At 58.2% G+C, this 15,356-nt stretch carries 18 protein-coding genes; all 18 read right to left on the minus strand.

Translation table 11 applies throughout. From position 1 onward, the window contains the following. Positions 1 to 3: 3 nt before the first annotated feature. The 18 genes from RGCCGE502_RS22440 to RGCCGE502_RS38265 all read right to left on the minus strand — a co-directional run bounded on the left by RGCCGE502_RS22440 (position 4) and on the right by RGCCGE502_RS38265 (position 15,089). Positions 4 to 2,052 (minus strand): phage tail protein, encoded by a 2,049-nt coding sequence (locus tag RGCCGE502_RS22440; protein WP_016556487.1) that lies wholly within the window; start codon positions 2,050 to 2,052, stop codon positions 4 to 6. A gap of 5 nt (positions 2,053 to 2,057) precedes the next feature. Continuing rightward, positions 2,058 to 2,471: a DUF6950 family protein gene (locus RGCCGE502_RS22445; RefSeq protein WP_016556488.1), complete on the minus strand. Its 414-nt coding sequence runs from the start codon at positions 2,469 to 2,471 to the stop codon at positions 2,058 to 2,060. Next, the gene (locus tag RGCCGE502_RS22450) at positions 2,453 to 3,028 is read right to left on the minus strand and encodes a hypothetical protein (RefSeq protein ID WP_016556489.1); all 576 of its coding nucleotides are present in this window, start codon (positions 3,026 to 3,028) and stop codon (positions 2,453 to 2,455) included. The genes RGCCGE502_RS22445 and RGCCGE502_RS22450 overlap by 19 nt, the downstream gene beginning before the upstream one ends. After that, positions 3,028 to 3,741, minus strand: coding sequence for a hypothetical protein (locus RGCCGE502_RS22455; protein ID WP_016556490.1), 714 nt, complete (start codon positions 3,739 to 3,741; stop codon positions 3,028 to 3,030). Before RGCCGE502_RS22455 ends, RGCCGE502_RS22450 begins: the two co-directional genes overlap by 1 nt. After that, entirely contained in the window at positions 3,741 to 6,014 is a 2,274-nt protein-coding gene (locus RGCCGE502_RS22460) for a phage tail tape measure protein (RefSeq protein ID WP_016556491.1), read from the minus strand. The genes RGCCGE502_RS22455 and RGCCGE502_RS22460 overlap by 1 nt, the downstream gene beginning before the upstream one ends. Beyond that, positions 6,015 to 6,179, minus strand: a complete 165-nt coding sequence (locus RGCCGE502_RS38260) for a hypothetical protein (protein ID WP_244441783.1) — start codon at positions 6,177 to 6,179, stop codon at positions 6,015 to 6,017. It lies immediately after the preceding gene. Between the two features lie 134 nt (positions 6,180 to 6,313). Then, positions 6,314 to 6,664: a hypothetical protein gene (locus RGCCGE502_RS22470; protein ID WP_016556493.1), complete on the minus strand. Its 351-nt coding sequence runs from the start codon at positions 6,662 to 6,664 to the stop codon at positions 6,314 to 6,316. Beyond that, positions 6,664 to 7,098 (minus strand): phage tail tube protein, encoded by a 435-nt coding sequence (locus tag RGCCGE502_RS22475; protein ID WP_051158721.1) that lies wholly within the window; start codon positions 7,096 to 7,098, stop codon positions 6,664 to 6,666. Before RGCCGE502_RS22475 ends, RGCCGE502_RS22470 begins: the two co-directional genes overlap by 1 nt. Then, complete coding sequence (locus RGCCGE502_RS22480; RefSeq protein WP_016556495.1) at positions 7,092 to 7,481, minus strand: DUF3168 domain-containing protein; 390 nt, start codon at positions 7,479 to 7,481, stop codon at positions 7,092 to 7,094. The genes RGCCGE502_RS22475 and RGCCGE502_RS22480 overlap by 7 nt, the downstream gene beginning before the upstream one ends. Further along, positions 7,482 to 7,928: an HK97-gp10 family putative phage morphogenesis protein gene (locus RGCCGE502_RS22485; RefSeq protein ID WP_016556496.1), complete on the minus strand. Its 447-nt coding sequence runs from the start codon at positions 7,926 to 7,928 to the stop codon at positions 7,482 to 7,484. After that, positions 7,928 to 8,281 (minus strand): head-tail adaptor protein, encoded by a 354-nt coding sequence (locus tag RGCCGE502_RS22490; RefSeq protein WP_016556497.1) that lies wholly within the window; start codon positions 8,279 to 8,281, stop codon positions 7,928 to 7,930. Before RGCCGE502_RS22490 ends, RGCCGE502_RS22485 begins: the two co-directional genes overlap by 1 nt. A 6-nt stretch (positions 8,282 to 8,287) precedes the next feature. Beyond that, the gene (locus RGCCGE502_RS34715) at positions 8,288 to 8,857 is read right to left on the minus strand and encodes a head-tail connector protein (protein WP_016556498.1); all 570 of its coding nucleotides are present in this window, start codon (positions 8,855 to 8,857) and stop codon (positions 8,288 to 8,290) included. 3 nt (positions 8,858 to 8,860) lie between these two features. Further along, the gene (locus RGCCGE502_RS36785; protein ID WP_016556499.1) at positions 8,861 to 9,250 is read right to left on the minus strand and encodes a hypothetical protein; all 390 of its coding nucleotides are present in this window, start codon (positions 9,248 to 9,250) and stop codon (positions 8,861 to 8,863) included. 65 nt (positions 9,251 to 9,315) lie between these two features. Continuing rightward, positions 9,316 to 10,824 (minus strand): phage major capsid protein, encoded by a 1,509-nt coding sequence (locus RGCCGE502_RS22505; RefSeq protein WP_016556500.1) that lies wholly within the window; start codon positions 10,822 to 10,824, stop codon positions 9,316 to 9,318. A 27-nt stretch (positions 10,825 to 10,851) separates the two neighbouring features. Further along, entirely contained in the window at positions 10,852 to 11,709 is an 858-nt protein-coding gene (locus RGCCGE502_RS22510) for a head maturation protease, ClpP-related (protein ID WP_019280504.1), read from the minus strand. Then, positions 11,696 to 12,973: a phage portal protein gene (locus RGCCGE502_RS22515; protein ID WP_016556502.1), complete on the minus strand. Its 1,278-nt coding sequence runs from the start codon at positions 12,971 to 12,973 to the stop codon at positions 11,696 to 11,698. Before RGCCGE502_RS22515 ends, RGCCGE502_RS22510 begins: the two co-directional genes overlap by 14 nt. Positions 12,974 to 13,023: 50 nt before the next feature. Further along, positions 13,024 to 14,793: a terminase large subunit gene (locus RGCCGE502_RS22520; RefSeq protein ID WP_016556503.1), complete on the minus strand. Its 1,770-nt coding sequence runs from the start codon at positions 14,791 to 14,793 to the stop codon at positions 13,024 to 13,026. Further along, on the minus strand, positions 14,793 to 15,089 hold the full coding sequence (locus tag RGCCGE502_RS38265) for a hypothetical protein (protein WP_244441784.1): 297 nt from the start codon (positions 15,087 to 15,089) through the stop codon (positions 14,793 to 14,795). Before RGCCGE502_RS38265 ends, RGCCGE502_RS22520 begins: the two co-directional genes overlap by 1 nt. Positions 15,090 to 15,356 lie beyond the last annotated feature (267 nt).

Here is a 15,356-nt window from a genome sequence, read left to right on the forward strand (position 1 = left end):
TGCTTAGGTAACGGTCTTGGCACCCGTCGCGACAGCGGTCGCGGCGACGCCGGATGCATTGATGGCCTCGACAAATCCGTAGTAGGTCCCGGCGCTGAGGCCCGTCACCGTGAAGCTGTCCGCGGTTGCCGGCGGGCCGTACTCGGTTCTCCTGAGCGTCGCCCCGGTCATCGAGTTAGTAGTGTTGGTGTAAATCCGGGCGGCAGCATAGTTCGCGCTGTTTGGAGCAACCCAGCTGAATGCTATCTGGCCAGCTCCGCCTGTAGCTGCGACGCTGGACACAACTCCTGGCGCCGTTGGATCTGCTGTCGCGGTCCTGATTTCATAGCTCGTCCAAGCAGAGCTCTTGCCGTTCGACCAAGACCTCAAGCGGAACCGATATTGGACGCCATCAGATAGGTAGTTCGAGCGGACGGAGAGTTCCCCAGTCTTTGAGTTCACCGATCGAGCTGGCTCCGAGCCAGAAGTTGGCTCCCATTCCAGCTCATAGATCAGCGAATCCGAAATGTAATTCCAGGTCGCCAGTGCATAGGCTGCGGTAGATCCTCCGGCTATGACTTCATTTTGTATGACAACATTGAAGTTGACAGGGCTTGGAACACTGCCAGGCGGAAGGATGATCGCATTCGCACCGGGAGCTCCCTCCTCGATCGCCGCGTTAAAATTGTACAGCGTCGACGGCACGATGATTCCCGAGAACTCGACAGTCATGTTTCTGAGCGAGATCTTCGGGGCCTCGGTGATTTCGACGACGACCTCATTGAGCCGCGGCGGGTAGTGAATTCGTACGAAACGCCGGTAGGGAACATTCTTGGCATCGGAATAGTGCGCCTTGATCGTCAGGCGAGCCGCGTTCTTCCTTGTGTAGGTGATCTTTTGCAGTCGCTGCATATGGTTGTGAGACTGGACAGCCTGATTTTCGATAGTGGCTGAACGCTCGGTATCCTCGCCGATATACGGGTCTCCATAAATCGCCGCATCGACGGTGTTGTACCGGTTCGCCGGATCGGTCCATTGACCGCGCACCGCAAGGACGGTTGAGCTTCGCCTTTGATTGACATCATGAGCGCAACTGATGATCGCCGATGCCGTCAGCCTGATGTCCGGGTCGACATACTTACCGGCATGGACGCCAATTAACCCATCAGGCCGCTCGTAGACCACGAGCTCCCCTGCCTGGTCCATTATTCGCCCGACCTCGACGGGATCGTTCTCAGCTCGGAACCAGAAACCACCATGATAGCGGCGCTCGGTTTCGCCTAAGCGGTTCGTCACGAACTCGTCGCAAACATTCGCAGCGTTGACCCAGTCCGGAAGATACATGTCAGCAAGTGCCATCTTGCCTCCAACGGGATTGGTGAGATGCCATAACCGCATGAGGGCAAGGTTCGTCGAGAAAGCAGTTATGCCGCTTCGAGGATCATACAGGAGCGCACCCTCGCCGATCGCGGAGTGCTGCGGCATCTGATTTGGGAAAGATCCCATGTAGTCTTCAGAAGAAACGGTTTCGCAAGCCATGCGGACGGTAGCCAGGCCGTCGCCGCGGAAGTCGCTGTTCCAGATGGATGCGAAGGCAATGGCGATATCGGAGTAGACGGTGCTAACGGGAAAACCGACACGCGTGTGGATCGACACCCGCGAGGATCCGCGAACCACGAAGTGCGACGGCGTCACGACGAGCCCATTCACATCGAGTGTAACAGCCTCATCGTGAAGGTAGTGCTGGACGAAGCCGTTGATCTGGTGCCCCGCCCAAACAAGAATGTGATAGGCCGTACCGTCTGCCTCCTCAAGGAAAACGTAATCGCTTCCTTTCTTGGCTCGCCCGAGAACATAGGCCAGTGATGGCACAGCCTGTTTGAGGTTATAATTGCCATCCTCAGGCGTGGGCACGTCGGGCTTCTTTACAAACAGCCCCTGCAAGGCGGTCGCGCCGAAAGCAAGCCCAGCGTACGCCAAGGCATAGGTGCCGAGGTATAGAGCGTTTGCGGCAAGCGTCGTTGTCGCCAGCGAGGAAATGATCAACGCTGGAATTTCGATCAATCCGGGCATGCTGGTTATAATCTCCAGATCGCCAACGATGTGGCTGCCAAGGGGCCAATGCTGTTTTCGTAGCGAACGAGCCAACGTTCGCCGTCGAAGATCGCGCCGAACTGACGAAAAATGTTCGTCGGGCTGCCTATGACGCCGATATCGCCGGGCGCCGGTTGCTGCACGCGCTTCGCATTGATTGTGGCGGTGCAGCCCTCGACTATTGCGACGGCCCCGCCGGCCTGAATTATGATCTCGCGAAAGCCAGCCTCGTCACTGTAGGTGCCGCGCAAGTGCGCAGCCGGGTCAGGATGGCCGATCACCATCGCCCATTCTGCCAGGAACAGACAGCAATCCACATCAACGCCAGGATTCCACGGCCTGATACGGTACTCATCGAGGAAGGCCGAAAGGAGCTCAGTCATCCGAAGTTCGGCCATGCGATTGTCTTGTCCACCAGGAGGGGAATTCGCTCACAGAAGCGGTCCGGATTGCCAGTTGGGTTGAGGATCTTTGATCTTGCCCTTTGGTCTACATCCGAAAGAACTGAACCGTTTGTGAGCTTGCGAAGCGTGAAGCGATTGGTGATCTCTACCGCAATGACCGACTTGATCTGCCCTCCAGAGACATCATCCCCGAAAACAAGATTGTCGATTGAGCCAGTAAACTTGACGTCGGCTGCGCCTACCGGCTGCTCGAAGTCATCCAGCTCCTGGAGCATGACGCGCACGCGGGAACCAATTATCTGGCCCGACTCGTAGTCCGCCCAGATTTTGTTCGAGGTGTCAGTATCGATTCCCGAAATTGCGAGCGAGAGCGTAAACGCCTGCGCATTGATGGCCATCTCGATCTGATCAATGGCGTCATCCGTAAGGGTACACGACCTCCAAATCTCGCCATCGGCATCCATGAACGGCCCGCCCGACCCGTCCCACATGCGGATCGTTCCCGAAGGTAGGTCGACAGAGACCAGGACGCGGATTGATTTTGAAACCATCAGATCAGCCCCAACGCCAGCAGGCTCCAGTAGTTCGTATCCTCGGTGAAGGAGAGGCTCACGAACTCATAACCCTCGATGTTTTCGCCGCTGTTCATGCCGGTGTCTTCCGAAAGATTGCAGAGGCAGGTAGGCTGATCGAAATCCAGATCCGCCCCATCGGGAATGAGCTCGCGGATGGTGGGGCTGATCTTCACAGTGAAGACATCGCCGGTTCGATCGAGCGTCTGCCCGATCCGATAGAGCGCGTGATTAACGGAGAACAGCGCGCCCGTGATATCGTCCCCGCCCTTGATGACCCTGATTTTTATGGTCGTCGATCCGATGGCGGTTGTGCCAACACTGATCGCGGAGATAGCCCCCTGAAGGTACTCGGTCCCGTCCTCCAACGTGGCATTGTCGTCATGCGGCACCTCCACTGGAGGCTCGTAGGCCCCAGTTTCATATGGCGCCCGCTTGAACGCATAGACAGGCACGGCGACGCGACCAGCAGATCCGGAAAGGAAATCCTTGATTGCCTCAAAGGTTTTCAGCCGCGCGGGGGTATCGAGCAGCACACTGTTCAACTCGACAGTCCAGAATCCCAGATCAGTGCGGATCGATGGTTGCACACCCCCGAGTGACCGGCCGCCCGTACGGGTAAAGGGCACGATATTCGGGCGGCACTCCTTCGGGATTAGCAGATCACGAGGCCACACAATCATGTCTGTCATTACGATGTCCTATAATCGCCGCCGGCTTTTTGGGTCTGATATTGCGCCATCGTAGGAACAACCCTTTGATTGGCCTGGCTGACGATATTCGGAGCCGCCTTCGCCACCGTATCGCGCGAAACGCTTTGCACGAACGGGAGCAAGTTGCCGTTATTGTCAGCAGATACGCCAACCGTGACATGTAGCTCGCCACCTGCACGCTCCTGCCCCGGCTTGGTGACAGACACCGTCTCGTTCGGCGACGCCTTGAAGGCGACAAGCTGGCTGTCAATACCTCCTGCGCCACCCACCTGGAACGAACCGCCGCTGGCAAAGCCAAACAGCTTTCCAATCCCTCCGAAGAGCGAACCGAAGATGCCGCCAGACGAGCCGGCAATGCCGCCGCCACCAAAGATTGCCTGAAATGCCGAGTTCAAAGCCATATCGGCGAGACTGCCGAGCACATCCGAGAGCGCTTCTTTGACCGTCTTCGAACCGTCAATAACGCCCTTGAATGCGCTAGAAAGGCTGCTCGAAAGCGTCTGGCCGATGCTTTCCATTTTGGAAAAAGCGCCGGTAACCGATGAGGCAACCCCCGTCGCTGTGTTCACAACGGTGCCCGAGAAGTTGGTTATCCCGTTGTTCAGGCCTTCCATTACATTGGTACCGACCTCGTGCATGACACGGGACGGCGAATGAATGCCGAGTGTCTCTTTGATGCTGGTCGCGATGCTATCGCCGATGCCGGCGATATTGGCCTTCACGCCCTCCCACCTGGCTTGAATTCCTTGCCAGAGCCCGTCGATGATCTGACCGCCAATCTCGATCATTTTTCCGGGAAGCGCGACGAAGGCGGCTATGATATCGGCCCCAATCTGCACTACGCGATCCTTGAAGCCAATGAATGCCTCTTTGGCGCTCTCGACTCCTGTAGTGATTTTGGCCCAAACGTCGCCCGCGAACTGCTGGATATAGGGCCACGCGATCTGGAGTCCCTGATAGAGAGCAACAAGCGCCACGCCGATGGCGGTGATAGCTGCTACAGCCGCGAGAACGGGCGAGCTGATTGCCGCGATGCCGGTCACGAACAGACCGACAGTGAGAACGATCGGACCAAGCACGGCAGTCAGGCCGGCTATGACCGCTCCCCATTTCAGGAGTTCGGGGTTTGCCTTTGAAAGGCTGTCGACGATACCCGCCAGTCCGCTAACAAGATCCGTTGCGAACTTCAGGAGACCGCTGTTGGCAATGTTGATTGCGAGCGTCTCCAGCGCGCCGGAAAGCTTCTCCATCTCGCCGTTGAAGCCCTTCATGCGGGCGGCAGACTGTTCGTTTGCGCTTCCCTGCTTGGATACCGCTTCCGACATCTTATCGATGCCTGCGGCGCCCTGGTCGGCTAGGGCTATAGCTGTTCGCATCGCATCTACGCCGAAGATGTCCTTTAGAGCATTTATCTTCGCCTCGTCGCTGAGGCCAGACAGGCTTCCCTTCAGCTCTTCAGCGATTGCGGACATCGACTTCATAGAGCCATCGGCATTGAAGAACTCGAGACCGAGCTCCTGCATCGCCGCCGCGGCTTCCTTGCTCTTTGGAGTTAGTGTCGTCAGGAAAGATTTGAATGAGGTGCCAGCATCCGAGCCGCTGTTGAAGACGGAGGATGTAGCAGCGATGGCCGCATTGAACTCCTCAATGCTGACACCGAGTGACCCAGCCACGCCGCCTGCCTGCGCCAGCGCATTCTTGTAATCCTCAAACCCGAACTGCGACTGCAGCGTCACGCCGGTGATGCCGTCGACGACCTTGCCGAGATCCGTGACCTCCAGCTTAAACTGCGCCATGACGTTGGTCGCGACGTCCGCCGCGCTGGACAGATCGCCGCCCGTCGCTTCCGACAACTTGATCGATGCAGCAGCAGCGCCGCCGATGATATCTTCGACAGAAACGCCGTTCTTCGCCAGCATCTCCATCGCATCGGCAGCTTCAGAAGCCGACTTTGAGGTGTTCGCGCCGAGGTCGAGCGCCATCTTCTGTAAGGTAGAGAGCTGCTCGGAGGTTGCCCCAGACGCAGCGCCGACGCGGTTCATGGCCGCCTCGAAGTCGCCGGCCGATTTGATCGTCAGCGCGCCCAGAGCCGCAATCGGCGCCGTCAGATAGGTGGACATGTTCTTGCCTACCGACTGCATCGACTTGCCAGCGCCCGCCAAGCTGGCTTGTGCCTTCTTCAATCCGTCCTGAAACTCGGCACTATCGATGCCGAGGTTGACGCGAAGAGCGCCGATCACTGCTGATGCCATCTACTTCTTCCTATGACGGGAGGCCATCCAGCTACGGGTGACGGCCTCCATCTGTTCGGCCGACATTTGCTTGCCGGTCGACTTATTCGCACCGGTCATCATGGTTTCTAGCTTCGGCAGCTTCTTCTGCCGCGCCAATGCCTCGATGTGCCAGGCAAGGGACATTCGCTCGTCCCTTTCCCTGTTTTTCCGGTTCGTCACGCCAGCGATGATGACGCTGATTTCGCGAAGCGTGAGCCGCCAGAACAATTCGTACGGCTGACCTGCTTCGACCCATAAGGAAATAAGCGACGGCCAGTCTATGCCGCCGTCGCCTTCCGAGGGTCCGAAGCACCTGCCGTCTTCTGCGGGAAGGCAAGTTGGAACGCTTCGCCGATCAACTCGCCGACGCGCTGAACTCCGACCTCGTCCATGAGGCTTCCGGCTTCCTTGAGCGTAGTGCCTTCATGTTGATCCTGCAGCGCGCCCCAGAAAACGGCTCGAAGCAGCGTGATGGTGGCCGTCTTCTGATCGCCGAGAGCTTGCCCGACTTCGGCAATGCTCTTGCCGGTCGCTGCTTCGATCTCGCACATGGCACTCGTGCCGACTTTCATCGTCCACATCTTGCCGGAGGCCTCGAATGAGACCTCCCCACGGTTCTTGTTTGCCATTACGGAGTTGCCTCGCCCCAGGTTTCATCGCCGGATACGGCAACGGTGATCGTCGCCGTCATGCGGTCGTCAACCGGGATGGCCTTCTCGTAACCGGTGATGACGGCATCATAGGTGACCGTCACACCGTTCGGGAATTCGATCTTGTGCTCGACCGTGGCGCCCGAGTTCATGAGATCGCGCAGCAGCTCGTCAGTAGCGTTGCCCGGAACCCAGTTGATCTCGAACGAGGCCTCACCGCTGTCGATCAGGCCGGCGATATATTCGCGGCGACGGCCGGGACTCTGCATGTGGGTTGCGTCGATGCGGTCTGCCTGCGCTGCGCCTGGTGTGACGCTGGTGACCTCCGCGATCGGCACAAAGGCCGGGGTCGTCAGAGTAGCGTCCCAGATGCTGTATTTGGTGCCGTAGCCGATGCGGGCGTCAGTCATGATGGTTCTCCATAGTGGACCGTGATGTCGATGGATGTGCGGAACAGATTGGAGACGCTGCCCGCATCCGCGGCAGGCAGATCCCGTTCGCTCTCGATGAAAATGCCCTGAATGCTCCCGCCACTATGGCCTGACAGAGCCGCCTTGATGGCGCGAGCAAGTTTGGTGGTCTGGGTGAAGGTGTCTGAATAGCAGTCGATCTGGACGCGAGTGGCGACGTAACCGGATGCCCCTTGCATGTGATAGTTCGGCTGGCTGCTCGCCTTCTGCAGGACGACGTAGGGCCGAGCGTCAGCCTGATCGGCGCGTCCTAAGCGAATGCGCTGGCCGGCCAGGGCAGTGACCGCAGTCGCTCCCAGCAGCAACGCCATAAGCGTCTCTTCCATCTATTTGCCCTTTGCTGCCTTTCGGGCGAGGCGCTGCGCCGACTTCTCGATTTCACCCCAAAGGGAGTTGGCGATCAGATCGAGGGTTTGTTGCTTGGTCGCGTCCCAGGCGGGCCGCATGAAGGGCTGCGCCGCATTATGCTCGTTGCCGAATTCCTGTTGGATGCCTGCGGGGTTGTTGGTGCCAACGAACATTTCCTGAAATGCCCTGCCGCCTTCCTCCTTGTGGAGGCTGCGCTGCCGAGGGTTGAGCCTCGTCGACACGTCGATGCTTTCATACAAATAATGCTCGTCGACCGGCGCCCCTGCGCGAGCTGCTCGCGCCATCGGCTCACCAGCCTCCTTGAGAACCCGGCGTAAGGTTGCCTTAGCGGTCGACTTCGGGAGCTGCCCGAGTGCTCGGTCTAGTTCTTTCAGACCTTCGATCTTGACCGTCACCTTTGCCATCAGTCGGCGCTCCGCGACGCGGTGATTTCAAGGTAGCCTCGGCGCCCGCCCTCAGCCACTTCTTTGACCGAATTGATTTGCCAAACGGCACCCTCATGAGTGAGGCGGTCGATGGGTGTGATCGATCGCGTCAATGACGTGGAACGTACGGTAAAGCGGGAGACCGCAAACGCACTGACCTTTCCCGCCGCCAGGAACTCGATCCGCTGACTGTCAGAAAAGTCATGGCGCTTAGTCCATACGGACCCGATGTCGCCCCACACCTCGACAGGTTCGTTGAACTCGTTGTTCGTCTTGGTGGCGCGTTGAAAGGTAATGCGCCGGTCAAGATCGCCAGTCGCAGGCTTCGCCATGATGTTTCACCGATATATTCTGAACGGCTGAATTAATGCCTTCACCGCGAACGGAAGCTCGTCCACCGAGGAGCCAACCGAGACACCTTCTCGGTTTTGATACCACTGCGTGGCGAGCATCATGACCGCGACTTGGATTGGCGATGGAACGACGTTGTTCCACTTCGTTTGGTCGTCACTGTCCTGCACCCCGTAACCAGCACGGTAGCGGATTTTGACGTCGCCCTCATCGCCTCGAACATCAGGCATGTCGCTGAAATCCGTCAGATCTTCAGTGACTATGCTATGGCTGTCGCCATTTGGGTCTACGTATTCGGCAGAGATAACTTCGATCACGGGCCCGTATGGCAAGTCATCAACATGACAAGGCCAGTTCGACGACGAGAACTCGAGGATTTGTACGCCCAGAGATCGACCCAACCAGCCCGTTGGCCCGTCGAGCCAAGTCGTCGCGCCGTTCACCAGCGTTTCGACATACGACTTCTCCGACTCCTCCTCGATCTTGCCATGGGTCTTCATATCTTCCCACGACACGAACGGCTTGGGCGCCTCGATGACCTTGACCTGCCGATCCATGGATTACTCTTTCTTGCCGCCAGCAGCGTCGGCGTCCGCCTTTGCCTTGGCGTCAGCTTCAGCCTTGGCTTTTTCAGCCGCCTCCGCATCCGCCTTTGCCTTTGCGTCTGCGTCAGCTTTCGCCGTTTCGTCTGCCTTTGCCTTCGCATCAGCAGCAGATTTTCCCGCATCGGCCTCGGTCTGTTTAGCGGCTTTCGCGTCGGCCTTTTTCTTTGCCTTGGCGTCAGCCTCTTCCTTTGCCTTTTTGGCGCGGGCGTCTGCTGCCTCAGCGGCGGATACGAAGAGCCCGCGCTCGATAAGTTCGCGCGCCTTGTCCTCGCGTACGTCAATGACTTGCCCACGATGGACAAAACCCTTGTCGCCGTAGGTCCCACGCAATGCCTGAATTTTCATGGTCTTTCTCCTTCGGTTCATAGAGCGGGCGGCAACGAAGCCGCCCGCCTTGATGAGCCGAAGCCTCAGCCGCCAGCTGCGGTGAGGATGTCGCTGAAGTCTCCCGTCACCATGGCAGCAGGGCGCTTCACAGCGAGTGCCAAGCGCTTCTCTGCGCGGACCGTCAGCATGTTCTTGATGAAGTTGTCGCGATCTTCCGAAGAGATCAAAACTTCAGTATCCATGCGGTCCCAGACCTTTGCCGCCATCTTGAAGGCGCCGACAAGGAACTCGTCGAGCGACATCGCCTGCGTATCGATGACCGGGCGGCCCCAGAGCTGGGGACCAGCGAGCTGAATGACGTTGGCGAAGATGTAGCGGTTCTCGCCATCCTTCGTCAGTTCGATGTCTGCCCAATCGGTAGGATGCAGAACGATACCGTCAGCGGGGTACTCGGCGAGCGAGGCCTGCAGCAGAGCGAGACGCAGAACATCAATCTTCGTCATGTTCGGCACCGTGATAGCGGGTGCAACGTAGTCCGTGGCCTGTGGCACGAGGCCGAGAAGGTGCTGACCGGTACCGTCGCCCTTGAGGATTTCCGCCTCTTCGACAAAGTCCAGGCCGTAGGTCAGTTCGCCGTCGATTTCGCTCTGCAGCTGCGGGATATCGTCCATTGCCTGACGAGAAACCGCGACCCAGTGAGCGATGGTGCGAACTGGCGCGTCGCGCGGCTCCCATACATAGTTGGATTCCGGCTTTTGCGCCCCCTCCGCAACCGCCGCCGCGGCGTTGGTGCGGGTGATCATGCGAGCATACTCGATTGAATTCGAGTTCGTTGAACCGACCTGCAGGAGCTGACGGATCGTCATGCGGCGACGCGGCAGACCAACGATTTCGGTATCACGCTGGGGCACTATCAACGCACCACCAGAATTGCCCGCGCTGGTGATGGCGTTCTGTACGCTGACCTTGACTGTGCCAGCGCCACCAGCTGCTGCGAAAGCCTTGATCTTCTCGTTCTCGCCAACCAGTTGGCCGAGGGACTTCGGCGCTGCATCGCCACCCTGGCGGCGGTTGGCGATCTTCTGCTCAAGATCAGTGCTGCGCGTCGACAGTTGCTCCAGCTTTTCGCTCAGCTTGTCGTGGGCCGCAGAGAGCTTGCCCTGCGCCATGAGAAGCTCATCAGCCTTTTGCTTGGTCTCCTGAGAGAGAGAGCCCGCATCCTTGGACTGCTTCAGAGCATCTTCCGCCGTGCGCTTTACGTCGTCGCCAACCTTGGAAAGTTCGCTCTTCACATCCTTTAGAAGAGCTTCGATCTTTCCTGCATCGATATCGTTGCGGACAGAACCGCAAACACCGAGAGGCTGGTTGGCCGTAAGAGACGCCAGCGACACGCCAGGCATCAATGCCTTGCGGGACATCAGCGCAGGACGCTGAGCGCCGAGAACAGCGACCATAGCCATTGCCGGCGTGGGAAGGTGATGAGTCGCAACGGCGACCATCGGGTGAAGGACATCGGCAATTGGGGCGCTGAGCATAACGGCTGCAATAGCCAATACGGCGAGAGCCCCGCAAAATGCGAGTTTCTTGATCATGACATCTACCTTTTGAGAGGAACGCGCTCAGGCGTTCGATGAGATCGCTTTGATGGATGAGAGGAGGTCTTCGACCCCCGACAAAACGGCAGCGCCAGACATGCCGGTTGAGGCAGCGCTAGACATGCCTCCTTTCATCGCGGCAAGTAGTTCCCGCCGCTCAGATTTCGATACGCCCGCACGGGCGAGAAAAGTCTCGATTTTGTGAGACGCAACCACGACCTTGCCCTCAATCGAGTTCTTGGCCTTGCTGTCGATCTCGTCGGCTGACAATAGCGTATCAGCGAAGCCCTTAGCGACGGCGTCCGCGCCACCGATCCAAGTCTCACGATCGAGCATCTTTCCAAGCTCCTTCGGATCAATGCCGGTGCGGGCAGCGTAGATATCGACCGCGGCGAGATCGAATGGCTCAAGCCAGTCGGCGACATTTCGAAGTTCGTTTCTGTCGCCCATCGCAAAGACCCACGTATTGTGGATCATTAGGAAGCCGGCGCGAGCAATTTGCACCTCGTCGGCGGCCATTGCGATGACAGAGGCAGCCGAGGCGGCAATGCCGACGATCTTTACGGTGACGTTCGCCGGGTGCTCGCGAAGGAGATTGTAGATCGCCAGCCCTTCGAAGTAGTCGCCGCCAGGGGAGTTGATCGAGACAGTGACATCTTTCTTGCCGATGGCACGGAGCGCCCCGGAGATCCGCTTGGCTGTTACCCCATCTCCCATCCAGTCTGCTCCGATCGGCTCCATGATGGAGATCGTGTTTTCCTCATCTTCCTTGGCAGCAGCCCGAATGCTGGAGTTCCAACGATCGAGCACATGCGGAGAAACTTCCGAACGCAGACCAGGGCGAACCGCTATGTTCGCGGCGGGGAGACTACGTATGGTCATCAGGAAGCCTTTCGCTCTGTTCGATACCTAGCCAGGCGCGCATTGCGGCGCGTGCGGTATTGTTGTCGGTTGCGTTTCCAAGCAGATGAAGTGGTGCGAGGTTCGTCTGAGCTGTCAGCGCATCGCCCCCGGCGACACGGGGAAGGTTAAGTTTGGCGCGACCCTCGTTACGGGTCATCAGGCCGTTCTGCGTCATCGTCGACAGGAACGCTGCCTTGGACTTGCTGTCCATTTGCAGCAGCGCTTCGCGATTGAACTCGGCATAACGTCTGCGATTGCCTGTCGGCCGGATAAGCTGCTTCTTGATCCGCGCCTCGATCCGGTCGCAAAGAGGATCAATCCCGAGGGTCAGCCAAGCCAGCAGGATCTGCTCTACCCCGGAGCCCCACATCGTCTGCCCTTGCGCAGCGTGGCCGATGATAATTGGCGGCACGCCCCACCAGCGGCATATCTCCTCGACGCTGAACCGTTTGTTCTCCAGCATCTGGGCATCAACTGGAGAGAGAGCTAGTCGATCGTACTTCAGGCCTGCCTCAAGAACCATCAGCTTGCCGGCGTTCGTCGACCCGACAAACCTCTCCATGATCTTCTGAAGAGCCTCGCGCTGATCCTTCTCCAGCGTCTTGTCCGAGGACAGGACGCCGCTGGCCTGCAGCCCATTCCCGTAAAGTTTCCCTGCCGCCTCGTCGATGGCAATCGCAGATCCAAAGGCCTGCGCGCCGAACTGAATTGGCGAGAGACCAACATCACCGCCAAACCCAAAGCCACGAAGATGGAATACCTTTTCGCGGGGGAGAACCTCGTTCTTGCCTCGATCCGAGTAGTTGTACTTCAAGACGCCTTCGGCATCCCGAAACGGCCAACAATGCGTGCTCGCCATCGGCTGTAGCGCACTGAGGCGTCGACCAGTCTCGACCTTCTCAGAATACGCATTTCCGGTCGCCGCCATCCAAGCAACCTGCGATTCCCAGTACTCGAGCGGCGTCTGGTCTTCGTTCGGGCTGTCGCAGATGACTTCTGCAACATCGTCATCGTCGATGCGGACCCGGTCATTATCGCCGCGACGTTCATACATCGCCAGAGGAAGGCACGACACAGCCTGCGCGGTCAGCCGGATGCATGCCCAGGCGGTGGCGAGCTGGAGAACGGAATGAAGATTGACGCTCTTTCCTGCGTGGTTTCCCGTTCCGAACGCCGCCGCCCATCCAGCGCCATTCTTAAGCGTCAGCCGACGCTCTTTCGCGGCCAGCTGGTCATTCGTCATGTTCGCCGGGGCGACCTCCTGGCGAGAACGTTTCTTCGTACGTGAGGCCATCAAGCACCGACCATGACAGGGTTGGAAAGGAAGTCATTCAGGCTTTCGAGCCTGAATGGTTCCGGATTTCTGCTCATCAGCGTGACGGCGTTGAACATCGCCATCGCCGGATCAATCTTTGCGTCACCGGCCGTCTGCTTTGTTGCCCGGATCGCCGTGGCGGTAGGCTCGATCTTCAGGTTCGAGATGCACCACTCCATGAGCGGGCCGCCAGCGTGTCTAAACAGCCCACTTTTCAAGCGCCGCCCCGTCGTCTTCAGGGCGTTCATCATACCGATCCCCTGAGGTGCCCCGATCAGGAGGCCGTTGTCGATCGTGACGTCGATCTCTGCCAAGGCATCGATCAGGTCACCAATACCCGCTGGGTCGACGGCGACGCCGCCGAGTTTGTTGGCCATTTTGATCTGGTTGATGCGTTCGACGATCTCACCCATGTCGCTCAAACCATCGCTGACGATGGTGAGGTGACCTGAGCCCTTTAGGTCGAGAAGCTTCGGAGCGATCTTCTTCCTTATGCGAAGGACATCCTCGTCGCAGTAAGCATGGGACCACCCCAGCCACCGCTTCATGAATGCCTTGCGCTTGACACCATCCACCTCGATATCAACCTCGATTTCACCAGGCTCCCGCCCGACGATCGAGAAGCCGAAGAGGTCATCGAGGCCGCCGCCGTCAATGCCGACAGTCAGACACTCGCAGCGTCGCAAGATCTTATGAAACGCCTCGATATGAGGAAGCTTCGAAAGAATATTATCAGCGCCACCAATCCAGAGAGGCGCGCCTTCCCACCGATTGGCGCGATGGCGCATGCCGATCTCGACGTTAAGATGCTTGGCCAGGAAGGACTGGATCGTATCGCCCTCCTCGTCATCGCCAGCCTGTACCTTATCGAACTTCCGCTCCAGCCAGTCCTGGCGAACGGAGCGCCCCATGTTCGGGTTGGTGATGTAAAAGTTCTTCGGGTCCAGGTAAGCCCTGTCCTCGACCAACTGATCTGGGAACTCATACAGCACGGGCAAGCTGCGCGGATCATCGATCTTCCCATCTCGGACTTTACGGAAGTAATCGAGCTTCTCCCGAAATACTCCGGCTGGCGGCTCGTCGGCTTGCGTCGTGATGTAGATCACGAAGCCCTCCGGCCTAGATATCAATCCCCCGGTCGCTTCCTGAAGCATCGAGCCGGCCCCGGCCTGTTTGCCGAACAGCCACAACTCCTCAATGAGTACGAATGCTGCTTTCTTGCCGGATGATGTTTTGGAATCGGCGGAGATTACCTTGAGAACCGCCTTCGTCCGAAGGTGAGTGATCTTCTTCAGGTTCCGATTTACATCGAGGAACTCCTTCAGCTCCGGATCAGCATCGACCATGTCGGCCGCTGGGTTGAAGGAATTTCCCGCGATTTCCTGCGTTGGAGCCAAGATGAGCAGCTCGGCGGAGTGTCGCCAGTTGCGTATCAGTGCCGTCAACATGATCCCGGCGGCCAGTGTACTCTTGATGTTCTTCTTCGAGATAAGGAGAAAAAACTCCTCAATCAACCTCTGGCCTGTCTCGGCATCGTAGGCTCCGAAGATCGCCCGCACGAAGTCGAAAACATACTCGCCGCAGGCCTCGCCAAATGTCGGTTGCCCTGCAACATCGACGATGCGGAGCGACTTGAAGACTTCAAGCGCTGCCTCGGCCTCATCCGGGAAAAGCGGATCGAACGCAATGAGCGAACGACGATTAACAATCCGATCTTCCCAATCGAGACAGGCAGTGGACCACTTCATCAACGGTTATCGACGATCAGCTTCGGTGCTGATGGTGGAGCGAACTTCCCTGAGACCTTTTGCGCCGCCAGCTGTCGCTCCTCCTTCTTCCCGAGCTTCCTCGTCTTCTCCTGCTGTTTGGGTTTCTCTCTGCCTTTGAACTTGGCCTCAGCCCCTTCGGATCCGACCTTATCAAGCATAGACAAGGCAGCATTCAGAGCTGAGGCATTGCCGGAAAGGCCTTGTTGGATCTGCGTCACCCGCAGCTTTGTCTTCAAACGATCAAGCATCAGCTCGCGATGCTTGATCAAATGCAAATAATGTTTCCGAAAAGTCGGGACCGAAAGGCCGAGGCGCTTTGCAACCTCTTGGTTTGTTTGGCCAGATGCCAGTAACACCATGACAAATATGATGTTTTCTTCCGATGGCTCATGCTCCGGCCTGCCGCGCTTGGCGTCGACAGTCAGCAGAGGGTTGCCGAAGAGGTCAAAATCTTGGGTCATCGGAAAAAAATCGTGTGCGTGAGAGGGGCGCGGGTCCGGGCCGAGGCGGCCTTTCAGACTTTTGACCCACCCCCCTTGAGC

This window comes from Rhizobium grahamii CCGE 502 (genome assembly GCF_000298315.2).
Classification (GTDB): Bacteria; Pseudomonadota; Alphaproteobacteria; order Rhizobiales; family Rhizobiaceae; genus Rhizobium; species Rhizobium grahamii.

Excerpts from the sequence above, each read along its gene's own strand:
- RGCCGE502_RS34715 (WP_016556498.1), bottom strand. The coding sequence starts at position 8,857 with ATGGATCGGCAGGTCAAGGTCATCGAGGCGCCCAAGCCGTTCGTGTCG.
- RGCCGE502_RS22460 (WP_016556491.1), bottom strand. The coding sequence starts at position 6,014 with ATGGCATCAGCAGTGATCGGCGCTCTTCGCGTCAACCTCGGCATCGAT.
- RGCCGE502_RS22485 (WP_016556496.1), bottom strand. The coding sequence starts at position 7,928 with ATGGCAAAGGTGACGGTCAAGATCGAAGGTCTGAAAGAACTAGACCGA.
- RGCCGE502_RS22515 (WP_016556502.1), bottom strand. The coding sequence starts at position 12,973 with ATGACGAATGACCAGCTGGCCGCGAAAGAGCGTCGGCTGACGCTTAAG.
- RGCCGE502_RS22440 (WP_016556487.1), bottom strand. The coding sequence starts at position 2,052 with ATGCCCGGATTGATCGAAATTCCAGCGTTGATCATTTCCTCGCTGGCG.
- RGCCGE502_RS22520 (WP_016556503.1), bottom strand. The coding sequence starts at position 14,793 with ATGAAGTGGTCCACTGCCTGTCTCGATTGGGAAGATCGGATTGTTAAT.
- RGCCGE502_RS22510 (WP_019280504.1), bottom strand. The coding sequence starts at position 11,709 with ATGACCATACGTAGTCTCCCCGCCGCGAACATAGCGGTTCGCCCTGGT.
- RGCCGE502_RS22470 (WP_016556493.1), bottom strand. The coding sequence starts at position 6,664 with ATGGCAAACAAGAACCGTGGGGAGGTCTCATTCGAGGCCTCCGGCAAG.
- RGCCGE502_RS22505 (WP_016556500.1), bottom strand. The coding sequence starts at position 10,824 with ATGATCAAGAAACTCGCATTTTGCGGGGCTCTCGCCGTATTGGCTATT.
- RGCCGE502_RS22480 (WP_016556495.1), bottom strand. The coding sequence starts at position 7,481 with ATGGAAGAGACGCTTATGGCGTTGCTGCTGGGAGCGACTGCGGTCACT.
- RGCCGE502_RS22455 (WP_016556490.1), bottom strand. The coding sequence starts at position 3,741 with ATGACAGACATGATTGTGTGGCCTCGTGATCTGCTAATCCCGAAGGAG.
- RGCCGE502_RS22445 (WP_016556488.1), bottom strand. The coding sequence starts at position 2,471 with ATGGCCGAACTTCGGATGACTGAGCTCCTTTCGGCCTTCCTCGATGAG.
- RGCCGE502_RS38260 (WP_244441783.1), bottom strand. The coding sequence starts at position 6,179 with ATGTCCCTTGCCTGGCACATCGAGGCATTGGCGCGGCAGAAGAAGCTG.
- RGCCGE502_RS22450 (WP_016556489.1), bottom strand. The coding sequence starts at position 3,028 with ATGGTTTCAAAATCAATCCGCGTCCTGGTCTCTGTCGACCTACCTTCG.
- RGCCGE502_RS22490 (WP_016556497.1), bottom strand. The coding sequence starts at position 8,281 with ATGGCGAAGCCTGCGACTGGCGATCTTGACCGGCGCATTACCTTTCAA.
- RGCCGE502_RS36785 (WP_016556499.1), bottom strand. The coding sequence starts at position 9,250 with ATGAAAATTCAGGCATTGCGTGGGACCTACGGCGACAAGGGTTTTGTC.